Genomic DNA, 15,761 nt, shown 5'->3' on the forward strand with positions numbered 1-15,761 from the left:
TTTTGTGCAGGGGTAAACTAGTCCGACGACTCAGGCTTATCTTCGTTCTCGGCCTGAATCCGCATATAGATTTCTTCACGGTGCACTGAGACATCCTTGGGCGCATTTACACCAATGCGCACTTGATTCCCTTTGACACCCAATACTGTGACTGTGACCTCATCACCAATCATTAAGGTCTCACCCACGCGACGGGTTAAGATCAACATTATACCTGCTCCTTCCCTACTATTTATTTGTGTGGGCATCCATGAGAAAACACCACACGACCAGCCTGAATTATTCTCATCAGATTGCATGAAACCTCACCGGATGTCATGCAACTTTCATTCTAGCAAGGAAATCTGAACCATGACAGTTAGATTGCGCACCTTGGTGGTAACAAACCGACCGTTTATCGTAACGACTCCTCGATGCGGGTCTGTGCGGCTGCCAGAGCGTCCTTGATCTTACTACTGTCAGTGCCACCTGCCTGCGCCATGTCCGGGCGACCTCCGCCCTTACCACCGACTTCAGCAGCAGCGACATTGACAATATCACCCGCTTTTACCTTGCTCGTTAAATCTTTGGTCACGCCAACAATCAGACTCACCTTGTTGTCGTTCGCCAGCGCCAGTACAACGATGCCGCGACCCATCTGGTTTTTCAGGTCATCGACCATTCCGCGTAATGCCTTTGGTTCTACGTTATCGATTTCTGCCAGGATCACTTTTTCACCGCCAATCTCTAACGCATTATCCAGCAGGCTGCCCCCCGCCTGCGCAGCCAGTTGCTGTTGCAAATCGGCCAGTGAACGTTCGAGCCCTTTAGTGCGGTCCAGTTGTTGCTGCAGACGCTCAGGTAATTGCGCTGGGTCGGCTTTTAACAAGCCAGCACTGCGACGTAGCAGCTGTTGTTGATGCTGGGTATGGCGCATTGCAGGTAAACCACTTACGGCTTCGATACGACGAACGCCAGAGGCGATCCCTGCTTCACTGATGATGCGGAACATACCAATGTCACCGGTGCGGGAAACGTGGGTTCCGCCACAAAGCTCCATCGAGTAATCGCCCATCCGTACCACCCGGACATCGTCGTCATACTTCTCGCCAAATAAAGCCATTGCGCCAGCTTGCTTGGCTTCTTCAATCGGCATTAGAGCGGTCTTCAATTCATGGTTGGCAAAAATTTGCTCATTGACCTGCAGCTCAATGGCATCGATTTCTTCCGCCGTCAGGGCGGCAAAATGAGAAAAGTCGAAACGTAATCGCTCAGCATTCACCAAGCTGCCTTTTTGCGTCACGTGCTCGCCCAGGATGTTACGCAGTGCAGCGTGCAGCAAGTGCGTTGAACTATGATTGCGTTTAATCGCTGCGCGCCGCTGGCTATCAATCTCGACCTCAACTTTATCACCAAGCCGCAGTTCTGCCGCGGCTTTGCCATGGTGGGCAATAGCCTTACCAATGTATTGCGTATCTTCAACGGTAAAGACTGTGCCGTTGGCAGTGAAGCGTCCGATATCACCGACCTGACCACCGCTTTCAGCATAAAACGGCGTGGCAGAGAGCACCACCACCCCTTGCTGTCCAGGCTTTAAACTCTCGACCTGTTTACCTTCAGCAAACAGTTCAACCACCTCACTGGCGCCTTCAGTAGCATCGTAACCAGTAAACTCGCTACGGTGAGAGGATTTCAGGCGTTCGTTGTAATCGACGCCGAACTGAGAAGCCTGTTGTGCACGTTTACGTTGTGCTTCCATCGCCTGCTCAAAGCCTTCAACATCGATGCTGAGCTCTTTTTCGCGTGCAATATCGGCGGTTAAATCAACTGGGAAGCCATAAGTGTCGTAAAGCTTGAACACCACATCTCCCGGAATCACTGACCCCTGCAGGTCTGCCAATGCGTCATTTAAAATGGCCAGACCACGCTCAAGCGTCTTACCGAACTGTTCTTCTTCTCGCAGCAAGGCGTCAGTAATCACTTTTTCTTTGGTCTGCAACTCTGGATAAGCAGCGCCCATCTGGCGCAGCAGCTCTGGTACTAACTTGTGGAAAAAAGCACCCTGAGCCCCAAGCATGTTGCCGTGACGAACTGCACGGCGGATGATACGACGCAGCACGTAACCACGCCCTTCATTGGAAGGCTGAACGCCATCTGCAATCAGGAAGCTGCAGGAGCGAATATGATCAGCGATGACCCGCAAGGATTTGCTATCGAGATCCTCAGTACCGATAATTCCGGCCGCTGCTTTGATCAGCGCCTGGAACAGATCAATCTCATAGTTACTATGGACATCCTGCAGCACCGCAGCAATGCGCTCGAGCCCCATGCCCGTATCGACCGAAGGCTTCGGTAAAGGCTGCAGGGTGCCGTCCGCCTGGCGGTTGTATTGCATGAATACCAGGTTCCAGATCTCAATGTAACGATCACCGTCTTCTTCTGGAGTTCCCGGAGGACCACCCCAAACATCAGCGCCGTGATCGTAAAAGATCTCCGAGCATGGCCCACAGGGCCCCGTGTCGCCCATGGCCCAGAAATTATCCTTCTCACCGATTCTTGAAATGCGATCTTCAGGTACACCAATTTCGTTGGCCCAGATAGCGTAGGCTTCATCGTCCTCGGTAAATACTGTCACCCAAAGTTTTTCTTGCGGAAGCTGCAGCACGTTGGTCAGAAAATCCCATGCGTATTGGATCGCTTCGCGTTTAAAGTAATCGCCGAAGCTAAAGTTACCCAGCATCTCAAAAAATGTATGGTGGCGTGCGGTATAGCCCACATTTTCAAGGTCGTTGTGCTTGCCCCCAGCACGCAAGCAGCGCTGCGAGGAAGTCGCGCGGCTGTAATCACGTTGTTCATCGCCAAGAAACACATCTTTGAACGGCACCATACCTGCGTTAGTAAATAACAAGGTCGGGTCGTTACCGGGAATCAATGATGCCGATGCCACGCGCTGGTGACCACGGTCGGCAAAATAGGACAAAAACGCTTCACGGACTTCTGCGCTGGTCATACTCATGAACACTTCCTACTGCTGCTTATCAGGGTAAAATTTAGGGTCGATTTAGCGCGAAAGACTACCACGAAAGCAGAGTTTCGACTAGTCTGCACCGCCCGCCGTAATTTATAGTATTTAATTGTTGCAAAATAATTAAAACAAGGTAACTTTAAGCGCTTGACCTGGCCCGTAAGGCAATCCAATTTAACTAAAATAAAAAGGACTTTTTGTGCGTTTACTACTTTTGCTAACTTTTCTCATTCTCTCCGCAACGGCCACAGCGGGGGTTTCCCAATGGATACCTTTCGAACATCGTAACGGACAAGTAATGATGCAAGTCCAGGTTGCTGGAATTGACACCTATGCGATCATGGACTCCGGTGCATCTATCAATCTTATCAATCAAAGTTTCGTTGACCATCACCAGCTTGAACTGCAAAAGCTACGCGGAAAAATAATGATCCAGGGCGTGCATGGCAAAAGCGAACGTGATGTCTTTCGTGACGTCCCCACGGAGATGTTCGGCCAGAGCCTTGCGTTGGATTATGTTGCGGGCGATTTTGCCGGTAGCGATGTCGCGCTGATTATAGGTGCTCCTGTGATGGATAAGTATGTGTTCCAGTTTGATTATCCTAATAGTCGCTTGCGCCTGATTGACCATGACTCCATCGACATGATTAATGTTAAAAATCTGCCAATGCGATCGCGTCGTGATTACGACCAGCCTATTGTCCAGATCAATCTGAATAACGAAGTAGAAGCCTGGCTGATACTTGATACGGGCGCTTCAACCGGGATTTATCTGCAGCGTGAAATCGCTGAGAAACACGGTTGGCTTGAGAATTATCCGACCACAAAGCATCTCTCAAAAGGCGTTAATCAGATCGCCGAAGTTGAATCATTCCCGTTACCGCTACTGGGTTTTGGTCCCTTTGACTTAGCCGATGTGCGCGTCACTGTGCCAAAAGAGGGTGTACGGGCAGACTTTGGTAAAAACCGCTCAGAGCTGAACTCGCGCGTACGTGGAGTAAAGATCGATGGTCTTCTCGGCTATGATGTACTTAAGCATTTCGTGTTAACCATAGATTATAAAAACGGTCGGGGTCATATCCACGCCCCTTAAAGCTAGATCTTTACCTAATTTGTTACTCGGGCTGCTGCTGACGTTCCAGCGCAGCCTTGATTTCATCGAAACGGAAGCCGCGGCTTTGCAAATGACGCATAATTTTATCGCGTTGCTGGCGGGTTTCCGGAGGCTGCTCGCCAAATTTGCGATTAAGCCGCTCATAGCATAGCTCCGTCCAGTCTGGTGCCGCCTCATCGGTCAACCTTTGCAACAGCTCTTCAGTAATTCCTTTTGCGCCGGCAGCAGCCTTAATTTTCATCCAGCCATTGCCGCTACTTAACATTTGCCGTAACCATATTTCGGCATAGCGTTCATCGGACTGCCAGCCATGCTCCTGAGCAGTCGCCAATGACTGTTTAATGATACTGTCAGCATAGCCTCGCTGACGTAACTTTTGCCGCAACTCATGGGCACTGTGCTCGCGACGTCCCAGTAGCCTGACCACAGTTTCGTCTGCTTGCTGTTGTTCTTCATTACTCATAAACCACTCCTGCAATGGAATTATTTTTGCAGTTTACACTCTCAACTCATACCTGTTTAGAAAAAAGGACTTAATCATGCAACGTGTATTCATACTCCTCATCATTGCCACTACTTTAGCCCTGGCCGGTTGTCAGCCACAAGTTCCCGCAGCGACGCACAGTACCGCAGCACCCACCGTAGCTGTCAGCGCCTCGGCTTCCGTTGCAGCCGTACCTGATCGATTGCAGCTTAGCCTTTCCGTCGAGCGCCTGGGTCAGGATATCCCGGCGCTGAAAACCGAAGTCGATAAGATTACTGCCAACTTACTGAGCTACCTTCGTGAGCAAGGCATCAGCGACACTGCCATCCAGTCGTTTGCGATCCGTATCACACCTCAGTACCGCTATGACGACGGTCAGCAGCATTTAACTGGTTATCAGGTCTCGCGGCGTATGGTGATTGATTTTCACGATCCTGAACAGCACAGCCCTTTTCTTGAGTACGCCCTGAACAACGGAGTGCAGCGCGTCAGTGAGCCACAGTTAACGATCAGTAACGCTGATGAGCTCTACCAGCAGGCGTTGACCCAAGCACTGGAATTAGCTCGTACGAAAGCCGAGCAACTGGCACTGACAGCGGGAGTCACGATTATGGGTGTACAGGATATCCGCGAAAGCTCTAATCAGGCGCCGGTGACACGCTATCGTGTTCCTGCAGCGGAAATGCAAGCCGACGTCAGCTTACCTGGGCAGCAAGCCGTCGAAGCTCGTATTGAAGTCGTTTATCGTCTCAGTCAGGCGTTATAAGATGCCATCCGGCAGGAGTCAGGTAGGGTTGCGGTGAGACAATGTGGTCCGCCGCCTCCCCTTACAAACTCCATGGCATCGACAGCCACAAGAGCAAGCTTTGGAAATGCCCTTTGCAGCACGTCAACAGCTTTGCTGTCGTCAGTAAGGCCAAACTGCGGCACCACCAACGCGGTGGGCAAACGAACCAGGTTGGCGTAGCTGCATAGCAGTGGAGCGGCTCCACGTTGTAACACCCCAGGCCGGCGACGTACATCTGCATAGTTCAATGCAGGATCGGGTACCTGCCGCGCCGCTGGTAACTCAAGCCAGCGGTACTCTTTTGCCCAATCGCTTTGCCTGAGCCGCCGCAGTTCACGATTCCAGCACTCGTCCGTGCTGCTTTTGACGAACGCGATAGTGTCCTCAGCTATAAATTGCAGCTGATTATCAGTATGTCCGCCGGTTTCATCGGCGGCTAACGCATTCTCTAACCAGATCATACGCGAAAAGCCAAAGCTGTTGCTCAGCAGCTGACTAAGCTCGCTGCGCCTTTTCGCAGGATTGCGAGCCTGCAAACTGCGGCCATGCACCACCGCAGTCCCGTTGCCGTCATGGCTGAGCATGCCAGGCTCAAAAACCAGTGGCAAAGCGTTCAGCCGCAGGCCATGGCGCGCTGTCAGACGGCGGGCAAAGCGTCGATCACGTTGGTGTTGGGCGTTAATGCCCTGCCAGCCGTTAAATGCGCCAGCGATGGCAGTCACCTGCTGCGCATAGGACAGGTACAAGGGCGCGATATCTCGCACCCAGATATCATCGTAGGCAATCGGGAAGCAGGGAATACCGGCAGGGATCAGACTTAAAGCACTGTGGAGTTGCGGCGGATGAACGCCGAGACAAACGGGATGGTGTTGCGCGATAGCTGTCAGTGCTTGCAGCAGCTGGCGCTGCACCGGCGCTGCCTGGCCCCGCCAGACATCATCGCGATAAGGCCACAGCATTAGCAGTGGCCCAGCAGATTGCCAATCGGCGAGCAGTTTCATTTACTTACGGGTGCGTTGCTTCGATTCTTGCAGGCGTTTGGCCTGACTACGGCGAGCACGCGCATAACGTTTTTGCCGAGTTTCCTTGCGGCGTGGATCAACAAAGCTGCGATCTTCAGGAGACAGACCAACCATCTCGCGCAAATAATTAATTTGCTCTAAGGAGAGTTCGCCCCAGCCACTTTGTGGCAGACCTTGTTCAAGCTTGATATTACCGTAGCGAACCCGCATCAGGCGGCTTACCGTAGCGCCCTGGGACTCCCACAAACGGCGAACTTCACGGTTACGTCCTTCGGTTAAGACGACGCGATACCACTGATTCATTCCTTCGCCACCACCACGTTTGATTTCTTTAAACGAGGCAGGCCCATCTTCAAGCTGAACGCCCTTTTTAAGCTTGCGCAGCATAGCATCATCGACTTCGCCAAATACGCGTACCGCATATTCACGTTCAATCTGGTGCCCGGGATGCATTAACCGATTCGCCAGTTCGCCGTCCGTCGTGAACAGTAATAACCCCGACGTATTCACGTCGAGACGACCTACAGCAACCCATCGTGAGCCCTGCACTCGTGGCAGACTATCGTACACCGTAGGGCGTCCCTCGGGATCTTTACGGGTGCACAATTCACCTTCTGGCTTATGGTACATGAGCACGCGGCAAACCACATCTTCGGGCGGTTTAATCGCTACTTCATGGCCATCAATGCGAACCTTAGCGTCAGTATCGATACGCTCACCCAAAGTCGCAACCTGGCCATTGACACTCACTCGACCCGCAGCGATCTTAGCCTCTAATTCACGCCGCGAACCATGCCCTGAACGGGCTAAAACTTTTTGTAACTTTTCACTCATGGGGCACTTTCACTCTCTTCGGTCGCTGTCTCAGCGGGTCTCTCTTGAGTAATGGGCCCTGTATTCGATGCCTTTGCCGGGGGCTCTGGAATAGCAGGTAACTCAGATAGATCTTTCAGGTTAAAATAATCCAAGAACTCACTGGTGGTCGCATACAGCTGTGGTCTGCCAGGAACTTCCCGATGACCTACGACTTTTACCCAACCACGCTCTTGTAATGTCTTCATGATTTGCGAACTGACACTAACACCGCGGATCTCTTCGATATCGCCACGGGTAATCGGCTGTCGGTACGCAATCAAGGCTAAAGTTTCCAGCAGCGCCTGCGAATAGCGCGGGGGCTTCTCTTGCCATAGACCGGCGATTATACCACCTAATTCTGCCCGCGTCTGAAATCTGTACCCTGAAGCTACCTCATAAAGTTGCACGCCACGCTCTTGATAATCGCGCTGCAATTCCTCCAGGGTTTCACGCACAGTCTTGCGGGTTGCGTCCATACCATGCTCAAGAAGATAATCATTCAGCTGCGCTACGGATAAGGGCGTATCAGCAACAAATAGCACCGCTTCAATGATTTGTTTAATCTGTTGATTCTGCATAAACCTGCTCGCGGGTCGTGATATGAATTTCAGAGAACGCATCAACCTGAACCACATCGACTAGAGCTTCTTTGCTCAGCTCCAGTATCGCTAAAAAGCTTACCACAACACCCTGCTTCCCCTCACTGTGCTCGAATAAATCGGCAAAGCGCAGGCGCTGCTTGGTCTGCAATAAATCCAGAATTCTGCTCATTCGCTCCCTGGTTGATAGTTTTTCGCGGTGGATCTGGTGATGATTCTGCAATTCTGCCTGCGCCATGGCGCGACTGAACGCCACTGCCAACTCTGCCAGAGCGATATCGGGCAGATGTTGTTTTACCAGGTCTTTAGCGTCCGTCTCAGCCTGCACCACGAATAAGTCGCGCTCGGTCTGCGGCATTTCATCCAGATAACCTGCGCCGGTCCGAATCGCTTCGTACTCTTGCAAACGGCGCACCAACTCAGCGCGCGGATCAGTCTCTTCTTCATCTTCAGCGGGTGGCCGCGGCAACAACATACGGCTTTTGATTTCAGCGAGCATGGCTGCCATGACCAGATAATCCGCTGCGAGCTCAAGTTTGAGCTCTTTCATCATTTCGACATATTCCATGTACTGTCGGGTAATAGGTAAGATAGGCAGGTCGACGATATCAAGTTTCTGCCGCCGGATCAGATACAACAGCAGATCCATAGGCCCGGAGAAGCTCTCCAGAATCAATTCAAGGGCATCTGGCGGGATGTAAAGATCTTCAGGTTTATCTAATAAAGGTTCACCACGAACAAAACCGAGCGGCAAGGAGTGCTGTTGCGGTGATGCTGTCGACCCGGCCATGATTAGCCAAGCTTATCAAAAGGAGCAGGGTCACCGGAGCCGACCCGTGTTACTTTCACCACATCGTCAGCCAAATCTACCACTGTGGTCGGCGCTTCACCGCGATGATCACCATCAACGATAACATCCACCTGTCGCTCCAGCCGCTCTCTGATTTCATGGGGATCAGACTCTGCGAAATCATTGTTGCCAAGGATCAAGCTGGTCGACATCAAAGGTTCGCCAAGGGTCTCCAGCAATGCCATGGTAATAGGGTCGTCCGACACCCGGATACCGATCGTTTTGCGCTTCGGATTGAGCAAGCGCTTAGGCACTTCCTTAGTGGCTTTTAAAATGAAGGTGTAATGGCCTGGCGTATTATTTTTCAACAACCGAAAGGCCACATTATCGACACGAGCATAAATGGACAGCTCGGACAGATCGCGACACATCAACGTAAAATGATGCTCTTTTTCTATCTCCCGGATGCGACAGATCCGTTCCATAGCATTTTTGTCGCCAATACGACAACCAATGGCATAACCGGAATCCGTCGGATACACCATGACGCCCCCTTGCATGACCTTTTCTACGGCCTGCTGAATTAAACGCGGTTGCGGATTTTCCGGATGGATCGTGAAATACTGACTCATGTTTACTGATCAACCTCAGGTTAAACTGTTGATGGACTCCATTGACTCCATATTGGCACAGTGTCTGGCGGTAGACAAAGATTTTTGCCCAGCTCGCGCCATGGCCGCGGGCCATGAAAATCCGAGCCCGCAGAAGCTGCCAGACCAAGTTCCTTCGCCATTGTCGCTAATGCCAGGCGCTGCCCCGGACTTTGTTGACTGATGGCCACTTCAAGACCGTCTAAGCCATAGTTTTTCGCTTCCTGCAGCAACTTTCTTAACCACTTGTTACTTAACTGATAGGCGTGCGGGTGAGCAAGCACAGCTTTACCGCCAGCAGCATGCACCGCAGCTATGGCACTTTCCAGATCGCTCCAGTCGGTCGCCACGTAAGCCTGTTGCCCTTTGCCAAGATAACGTTGGAAGGCACTCTCAAAATCTTTGACCCAACCTTGCTCAACCAGCGCCTCGGCTAAATGCTTGCGCGTGGGCATGGTCAATTCTGCCGCCATAGGTGGTGTCACATCAATCCCAGCCTTGTGCAGTTTCTCAAGCATGGTTTGATAACGCTGATGTCGCAACTGCTGTTGCCGCTGCAGTAAGTCCAGCAGCGCCGGATGCTCCGCATCGACCTGCAAGCCGACCAAATGGATTTCAAAACCTTGCCAGCGACAGGTGATCTCAACACCGCTGATCAATTCAAGTTCAAGCTCATGGGCTGCAATTGCCTCGGCAGCCTGCTCGAGACCGGCAACCGTATCATGATCGGTGAGCGCGAGATGGGTGACGCCATGGGCTGCTGCTCGCTGCACTAGATCAGCGGGCGCTAGTTCACCATCAGAAAAATGGCTGTGACAATGCAGATCATAGAGGTGTTTGGACGCCTGATTCATAATGCTGCCGCCAGTTCTGCACCCTGTCGAATGGCGCGCTTCGCATCGAGCTCGGCGGCGACATCAGCGCCACCGATCAAATGCACCGACTGCCCGGCAACTTCAAGGTCATGCTGCAAATCACGCAGCGGTAACTGTCCCGCACAAGTGATAATGTTATCGACTTCAAGTAATTGTTGCTCGCCGTCCACTTCGATCCAAAGTCCTTCGTCAGTAATACGCTGATAGGTCACCCCCGGAATCATGTGGACGCCTTTTTTCTTCAGTGTCGCCCGATGCACCCAGCCGGATGTTTTACCAAGACCCTTACCAACTTTGCTGGTTTTACGTTGTAACAGCCACACCTCACGGTCCGAGGATTCAGGCTGCGGCTGGCTCAATGCGCCACGTTCCTGATATGTCTTATCAACGCCCCAGATTGCTGACCACTCATCAGGGTTTAAGGTCGGTGAGACACTGGTGGTTAAATACTCTGCCACATCAAAGCCGATGCCGCCGGCACCAATCAGCGCCACTTTCTTACCCACGGGTTTATGATCGCGAAGTACTTCGACATAACTCATCACCTTATCGCTCTCGATGCCTTCCAGTGACACCGCCCGGGGCACTACTCCAGTGGCTAATACGACGTCGTCAAAGCGGCCCGCTAACAGTGACTCAGCACTTTGCGAAGAGCCCAGATGTAGGTTGACACCGGTATCCATAAGTCGGTTCCCGAAGTAACGGAGGGTCTCATGGAACTCTTCCTTGCCCGGGATCTGCTTCGCGTAATTAAACTGGCCACCAATCTCATTATTGGACTCAAACAAATGCACCTCGTGGCCACGTTCTGCCGCGTAGCAGGAGAAAGCCAGCCCTGCAGGACCTGCACCCACCACCGCTATGCGCTTCTTCTGCGTTACCGGGGGCATCATCAGCTCTGTTTCATAGCAGGCCTGAGGATTCACCAGACAGCTGGCGCGTTTGTTTTCAAAGACATGATCCAGGCATGCCTGGTTACAGGCGATACAAGTATTGATGCGGTCGCTCTGCTGCGCTTCTGCCTTAGCCACAAAATTCGCATCGGCGAGCAAAGGTCGTGCCATAGAGACCATATCAGCCTCGCCTTTCGCCAGAATCTCCTCTCCGATCTCAGGCGTATTAATACGATTGACCGCCACCACTGGAATCGATACCTGTTCGCGGACACGCGCGGTAATCCAGCTAAAGGCGCCACGCGGTACCGACGTCACTATGGTGGGCACGCGCGCTTCATGCCAGCCAATACCGCTGTTAATTAAGGTCGCGCCTTCAGCCTCGATGGCTTTGGCCAGTTCGATAACTTCGTCGTATTCATGCCCTCCGGGCACCAGGTCGAGCATCGACAAGCGATAGATAATAATAAAATCCGGGCCAACTGCTTCACGCACAGCTTTCATGATTGCCAAAGCAAAGCGCGAGCGGTTGGCAAATGAGCCGCCCCACTTGTCCGTGCGCTTGTTGGTGCGGGGACATAAAAACTGATTAATCAGGTAACCCTCAGAGCCCATGACTTCAACGCCGTCGTAGCCGGCTTTTTGTGCGAGCCTGGCACAACGTGCGAAATGTTTGATGGTCTTTCGAATTTGCCGATCGGACATGGCTTTAGGCGTAAAGGGAGAAATCGGCGCCTTGAGTTTGCTCGGCGCTACCGCAAACGGATGATACGCGTAGCGTCCGGTGTGTAAAATTTGCAGACAGATTTTGCTACCGTGGCGCTGCACGGCTGCAGTGATTTGCCGATGTTTGGCGACATGCCATGGCCGGCTTAACTCTGAGCCAAAGGGCTGTACACGACCACGGAAGTTGGGGCTGATGCCTCCCGTGACAATTAACCCGACACCACCTTTTGCGCGCGCCTCATAAAATGCAGCCAGCTTCTCGAAACCGTTTTTTTCTTCTTCCAGACCGGTATGCATGGAGCCCATCAGGACTCTGTTTTTAATTTGCGTAAAACCTAAATCCAGAGGTTTTAACAGGTGGGGATAAACGCTTGCCACAGTGACCTCAACTTAAACGGGTGTTTGAATTAGTCCACTGTACTGATTTCACTGTCTGGCGGCAAGTGTCACGCGCACCAGACAGTGAAATCAAGGGGGGTTAGAAGTAGTAGCCTATATTAATGTTAAAGCGGGTGTTGGTATCTGTTGCGTTACCAGCCATTGAACCGCCAACGAAGGGCTGATTCTTCGCCGTGACTAAGTCGAAATAGGTGTACAAGCCACCAGCTGACACGGCCATGCCAAGTACGTTCATCACCGTATCTTCACCGCCACCGCGTTTATCCGTCATCAGACTGTAATCGTTGTAGAAGGTCAGGTTTGAAATCGGACCGATCTTGACTGGCAGGCTGTATGCAATATTGGCAGTATACAAGGTGGCTTTGCTCGGAATGGTATCGTAAAACGCATAAGCACCGACAACAATCCCCTCATTCGCCATGTCCATGTCGTAATCGTACTGACTCACCTGTCCCATAAAGGTCCAGCGATTGACGTTATAAACACCATGGACAGCGAATGCACTGCGGTCGCCAACATCATCGGAACCGTCGTTCATCTTGCCCATCTGTCCGGACAAACCCCATTCAAAGCTACGACCATCACTCAGCGCATACTTGCGCGCCACGCGGGCAGCGAAACTATTGCTTTCCCCGACCGCTAAGTCGGGCGTGTCATAGATACCTTCGCCGCTTAGTCGCACACCCAGTGGATCATAGGCATAACGATCTTCACGGTTGCTGACATAGCCATCAACTCCGCCTTGCTCATCATTTTTGAAGAATGCGATATCAAAATCCCATTCCGAATCACGATAACGGAGCTTAATGCCGGCGTCATGATCATCCTCCAGACCAACATAGAAATTGGAACTGAAGAAATAGTTATTTGAGTTATATGGGGTGTTGCCAAAGGGGACTTTGGTGATCCCCACTTGCCCCTGCCAGTTGTCATTGAAGTTATAGCCGACCCACGCGTGTTGTACCGACTCCATATACTGGAACCAGCGATACTGCGCCGACAGGATCACGTCACCAATGGTGCCGCTGTAATCAAGACGCAGCAGGTCAAAATCGATGTCGCCACCGCGGTCTTTGTTACCTTCATTATAGTCTTCCCAGACAAACTGAGTGCGCACCGCACCACCAATGGTGATGGGTGCATTTTCGGCAGCCTGAATATCTTCTTCGAGACGTTCAACCCGGGCCTGGAGAGCGGTATTCGCGTTGATCCGCTTACGCGGCGCAACCTCTTCGGCTCGAGGAGAGCGCTCAAGAGCGATTTCTTCAGTAACTTCCACGTCCTGTTCTTGCTTAGCCGCCAGTTGCGCTTCCAGTTCCTCGACACGTTTTTGCAAACGCTGCATTTGCTGCATGACTTCCTGCAGCTGTGTCGCGGTCACTTCGCTGTCACCTTGTTGCTGCGCCAGTGCGGGAGTACTCAGAACCGCACCTATACAGATTGCGAGTAGTTGCTTCTTCATCATTGACCTCCCTCTCTTAACGCAACACGTGCAAGAAATGCATGTGTTTGTGATAGTGGTCGATAACATCGCCAATCACGGCTTCACGTGACCAACCAAGGATATCGTAATCCTGACCACCTTCACGCAAGTGAACTTCGGCACGGTAGTACTTCTCTTCTTCCGAGACATCACGTGGGTGTTGCGGTTGCTCTTCCTCAGCATGAATAAACGCAGGCCGGATGTGGCTCACTAAATGAACCTGATAAACAAAGTCTATCTCATCACCATGGACCACGCGGAAAATCATTTGCTCGCCGTCGTCCTCTTCGATTTTTACAACCATATCGCTCTCACGCATTTCCTCCGCCACTTCATTTAGTGCGGGTTTGACCACTTGCGTTAAAAAGCGCTGTGCGACCTGCTGGCTTGGGAAATCGATAATATTGTGCAAACGTTCACGCCAATTCTTCGTGCTAGTGGCGGTGCCTGTCAGATAGTTATTCTGCAGCGCATCCTTTTTGTGCACGTCAACCCTTAGAGCTTTAATAAGACCGTAGGTTGCGAACAATAATATTATGGTGAACGGTAACGCACTCGCAATCGTCATGGTTTGCAAGGCAGCCAAGCCGCCCGCAAGTAACAACACGATGGCGACAACACCCTCACCACCGGCCCAAAAGATACGTTGCCAAATTGGCGTATCATCACGCCCATTCGAACAAAGCATATCGACGACCATCGACCCGGAATCCGAGGAGGTTACAAAGAAAACAATGACCATCAGCGTAGCCAGGCCGGCCAGGAAATCACTAAATGGAAAGCTCTCTAAGAAGGCAAACAGTGCCACAGGAACATCATTTTGAACTTGCTCAGCAAGCGAGGTCATTCCTTGGTTCAAAATCAACTCAATGGCTGAATTACCAAAGAACGTCATCCACATCATGGTAAAGCCTGAAGGCACGAGTAATACGCCAAGAACAAATTGGCGAATCGTACGACCTCGAGATACGCGGGCAATAAATAAGCCAACAAAAGGAGCCCAGCTTAACCACCAACCCCAGTAGAAAACTGTCCAACCACCAATCCAGTCACTTTTTTCATAAGCGAACAGATTAAATGTATTGCTGACTATTTCTGAAATGTAAGACCCCGTATTTTGCACCAACGCTTGGAGTAAGAATACGGTAGGACCAGCAACCAGCACAAAGATTAACAATAGTACCGCTAATCCCATGTTTAACTCAGATAATCGGCGGATGCCTTTATCCAGGCCCGTGGTCACCGAAATAATCGCTAACAGGGTTACCCCGATAATTAGCATGACCTGGACCGTGGTGGATACCGGGACACCGAATAAGTAGCCTAATCCTGAATTCACCTGCGCCACACCAAAACCAAGTGACGTTGCGACACCAAACACGGTACCTATTACCGCAAAAACATCGACCACATGGCCGATGGGACCATAGATACGCTCGCCTATCATCGGATACAAAGCTGAGCGCAAGGTTAGAGGCAAACCATGACGGTAGGCGAAGAATGCCAAAATAAGCGCCACAATTGCATAAATAGCCCAAGCATGAAGACCCCAGTGGAAAAAGGTCACTTTCATTGCCTCGCGCGCAGCTTCCGTGGTTCCTGATTCAACAACGGGCGGCGAAAGAAAGTGCATCACCGGCTCTGCTACACCGAAAAACATTAAACCGATACCCATACCGGCAGAAAACAGCATTGAGAACCAGGTTAGGTTCGAGTAATCGGGAGCAGAATGGTCCGGTCCTAATTTAATGGTACCGAAACGGGAGAAGCCAAGGTATAAGACGGAGAGCAGTATAAGAGCTACAGCTGCTACGTAAAACCAGCTACCATTTGTGATGATCGCTGACTGAATGGCGTCTAGAGTTTCATTGGCACCTTCAGGGAAAAAAGAAGTTAATAAAAGAATGATAAAGATAAGACCAGCCGCACTATAAAAAACGGGTGGATTCAGACGTGCTTTATCGGAAGATTCCATGCGTCTTACTCCTGTTGGTTTTTTTATTTTCATTAATTATAGAAACTTATGCGTAAGATGCGAGTTTAGATCAAAAAAAAAGGCCTCCAGAAAGGAAGCCTTTTA

14 protein-coding genes are annotated in these 15,761 nt (G+C 51.3%); 2 read left to right on the forward strand and 12 right to left on the reverse strand.

Annotated elements, in window-relative coordinates; genetic code table 11:
- Positions 1-17 precede the first annotated feature (17 nt).
- Both csrA and alaS read right to left on the reverse strand, forming a co-directional pair.
- A complete protein-coding gene (gene csrA, locus J6J34_RS11305) occupies positions 18-209 on the reverse strand; it encodes a carbon storage regulator CsrA (protein ID WP_301721775.1) in 192 nt (63 codons plus the stop codon).
- A gap of 185 nt (positions 210-394) precedes the next feature.
- Positions 395-2,995: an alanine--tRNA ligase gene (gene alaS, locus J6J34_RS11310; protein ID WP_301899043.1), complete on the reverse strand. Its 2,601-nt coding sequence runs from the start codon at positions 2,993-2,995 to the stop codon at positions 395-397.
- 307 nt (positions 2,996-3,302) lie between these two features.
- On the opposite strand from alaS, the gene J6J34_RS11315 reads away from it, so the two are divergent.
- Positions 3,303-4,097 carry an aspartyl protease family protein gene (locus J6J34_RS11315; RefSeq protein ID WP_301721771.1) on the forward strand — a complete coding sequence of 265 codons (795 nt, stop codon included), beginning with the start codon at positions 3,303-3,305 and terminating at the stop codon, positions 4,095-4,097.
- 22 nt (positions 4,098-4,119) lie between these two features.
- Here J6J34_RS11315 and J6J34_RS11320 read toward each other — a convergent pair whose 3' ends face one another.
- On the reverse strand, positions 4,120-4,581 hold the full coding sequence (locus J6J34_RS11320; protein ID WP_301721770.1) for a regulatory protein RecX: 462 nt from the start codon (positions 4,579-4,581) through the stop codon (positions 4,120-4,122).
- A 76-nt stretch (positions 4,582-4,657) separates the two neighbouring features.
- Here J6J34_RS11320 and J6J34_RS11325 point away from each other — a divergent pair, with 76 nt between their 5' ends.
- Positions 4,658-5,368 carry an SIMPL domain-containing protein gene (locus J6J34_RS11325; protein WP_301721769.1) on the forward strand — a complete coding sequence of 237 codons (711 nt, stop codon included), beginning with the start codon at positions 4,658-4,660 and terminating at the stop codon, positions 5,366-5,368.
- On the opposite strand, the gene J6J34_RS11330 is transcribed toward J6J34_RS11325, so the two are convergent.
- The 9 genes from J6J34_RS11330 to J6J34_RS11370 form a co-directional block, all read right to left on the reverse strand.
- The gene (locus tag J6J34_RS11330) at positions 5,356-6,390 is read right to left on the reverse strand and encodes an agmatine deiminase family protein (protein ID WP_301899044.1); all 1,035 of its coding nucleotides are present in this window, start codon (positions 6,388-6,390) and stop codon (positions 5,356-5,358) included. The genes J6J34_RS11325 and J6J34_RS11330 overlap by 13 nt on opposite strands.
- Complete coding sequence (rluB, locus tag J6J34_RS11335) at positions 6,391-7,245, reverse strand: 23S rRNA pseudouridine(2605) synthase RluB (RefSeq protein WP_301721766.1); 855 nt, start codon at positions 7,243-7,245, stop codon at positions 6,391-6,393.
- Positions 7,242-7,844: an SMC-Scp complex subunit ScpB gene (gene scpB, locus J6J34_RS11340; protein WP_301721765.1), complete on the reverse strand. Its 603-nt coding sequence runs from the start codon at positions 7,842-7,844 to the stop codon at positions 7,242-7,244. The genes rluB and scpB overlap by 4 nt, the downstream gene beginning before the upstream one ends.
- The gene (locus J6J34_RS11345) at positions 7,825-8,655 is read right to left on the reverse strand and encodes a segregation and condensation protein A (protein WP_301899045.1); all 831 of its coding nucleotides are present in this window, start codon (positions 8,653-8,655) and stop codon (positions 7,825-7,827) included. The genes scpB and J6J34_RS11345 overlap by 20 nt, the downstream gene beginning before the upstream one ends.
- Positions 8,656-8,657: 2 nt before the next feature.
- A complete protein-coding gene (locus J6J34_RS11350) occupies positions 8,658-9,287 on the reverse strand; it encodes an L-threonylcarbamoyladenylate synthase (RefSeq protein ID WP_301721762.1) in 630 nt (209 codons plus the stop codon).
- Between the two features lie 20 nt (positions 9,288-9,307).
- Entirely contained in the window at positions 9,308-10,159 is an 852-nt protein-coding gene (locus tag J6J34_RS11355) for a PHP domain-containing protein (RefSeq protein WP_301774050.1), read from the reverse strand.
- Positions 10,156-12,177, reverse strand: a complete 2,022-nt coding sequence (locus J6J34_RS11360; protein ID WP_301899046.1) for an oxidoreductase — start codon at positions 12,175-12,177, stop codon at positions 10,156-10,158. Before J6J34_RS11360 ends, J6J34_RS11355 begins: the two co-directional genes overlap by 4 nt.
- A 100-nt stretch (positions 12,178-12,277) precedes the next feature.
- Positions 12,278-13,663, reverse strand: coding sequence for a carbohydrate porin (locus J6J34_RS11365; protein WP_301899047.1), 1,386 nt, complete (start codon positions 13,661-13,663; stop codon positions 12,278-12,280).
- Positions 13,664-13,676: 13 nt separating this feature from the next.
- Positions 13,677-15,689 carry a BCCT family transporter gene (locus tag J6J34_RS11370; protein ID WP_301899048.1) on the reverse strand — a complete coding sequence of 671 codons (2,013 nt, stop codon included), beginning with the start codon at positions 15,687-15,689 and terminating at the stop codon, positions 13,677-13,679.
- Positions 15,690-15,761 lie beyond the last annotated feature (72 nt).

Origin of the sequence: Pseudidiomarina terrestris (genome assembly GCF_030466405.1) — a bacterium.
In the GTDB taxonomy this organism is placed as follows: Bacteria; Pseudomonadota; Gammaproteobacteria; order Enterobacterales; family Alteromonadaceae; genus Pseudidiomarina; species Pseudidiomarina terrestris.

Bases quoted from the DNA above. Each gene is read 5' to 3' on its own strand.
- alaS (WP_301899043.1), bottom strand. From the start codon at position 2,995: ATGAGTATGACCAGCGCAGAAGTCCGTGAAGCGTTTTTGTCCTATTTT.
- J6J34_RS11330 (WP_301899044.1), bottom strand. From the start codon at position 6,390: ATGAAACTGCTCGCCGATTGGCAATCTGCTGGGCCACTGCTAATGCTG.
- J6J34_RS11350 (WP_301721762.1), bottom strand. From the start codon at position 9,287: ATGAGTCAGTATTTCACGATCCATCCGGAAAATCCGCAACCGCGTTTA.
- J6J34_RS11325 (WP_301721769.1), top strand. From the start codon at position 4,658: ATGCAACGTGTATTCATACTCCTCATCATTGCCACTACTTTAGCCCTG.
- J6J34_RS11365 (WP_301899047.1), bottom strand. From the start codon at position 13,663: ATGATGAAGAAGCAACTACTCGCAATCTGTATAGGTGCGGTTCTGAGT.
- J6J34_RS11320 (WP_301721770.1), bottom strand. From the start codon at position 4,581: ATGAGTAATGAAGAACAACAGCAAGCAGACGAAACTGTGGTCAGGCTA.
- csrA (WP_301721775.1), bottom strand. From the start codon at position 209: ATGTTGATCTTAACCCGTCGCGTGGGTGAGACCTTAATGATTGGTGAT.
- J6J34_RS11370 (WP_301899048.1), bottom strand. From the start codon at position 15,689: ATGAAAATAAAAAAACCAACAGGAGTAAGACGCATGGAATCTTCCGAT.
- scpB (WP_301721765.1), bottom strand. From the start codon at position 7,844: ATGCAGAATCAACAGATTAAACAAATCATTGAAGCGGTGCTATTTGTT.
- rluB (WP_301721766.1), bottom strand. From the start codon at position 7,245: ATGAGTGAAAAGTTACAAAAAGTTTTAGCCCGTTCAGGGCATGGTTCG.
- J6J34_RS11355 (WP_301774050.1), bottom strand. From the start codon at position 10,159: ATGAATCAGGCGTCCAAACACCTCTATGATCTGCATTGTCACAGCCAT.
- J6J34_RS11315 (WP_301721771.1), top strand. From the start codon at position 3,303: ATGATGCAAGTCCAGGTTGCTGGAATTGACACCTATGCGATCATGGAC.
- J6J34_RS11345 (WP_301899045.1), bottom strand. From the start codon at position 8,655: ATGGCCGGGTCGACAGCATCACCGCAACAGCACTCCTTGCCGCTCGGT.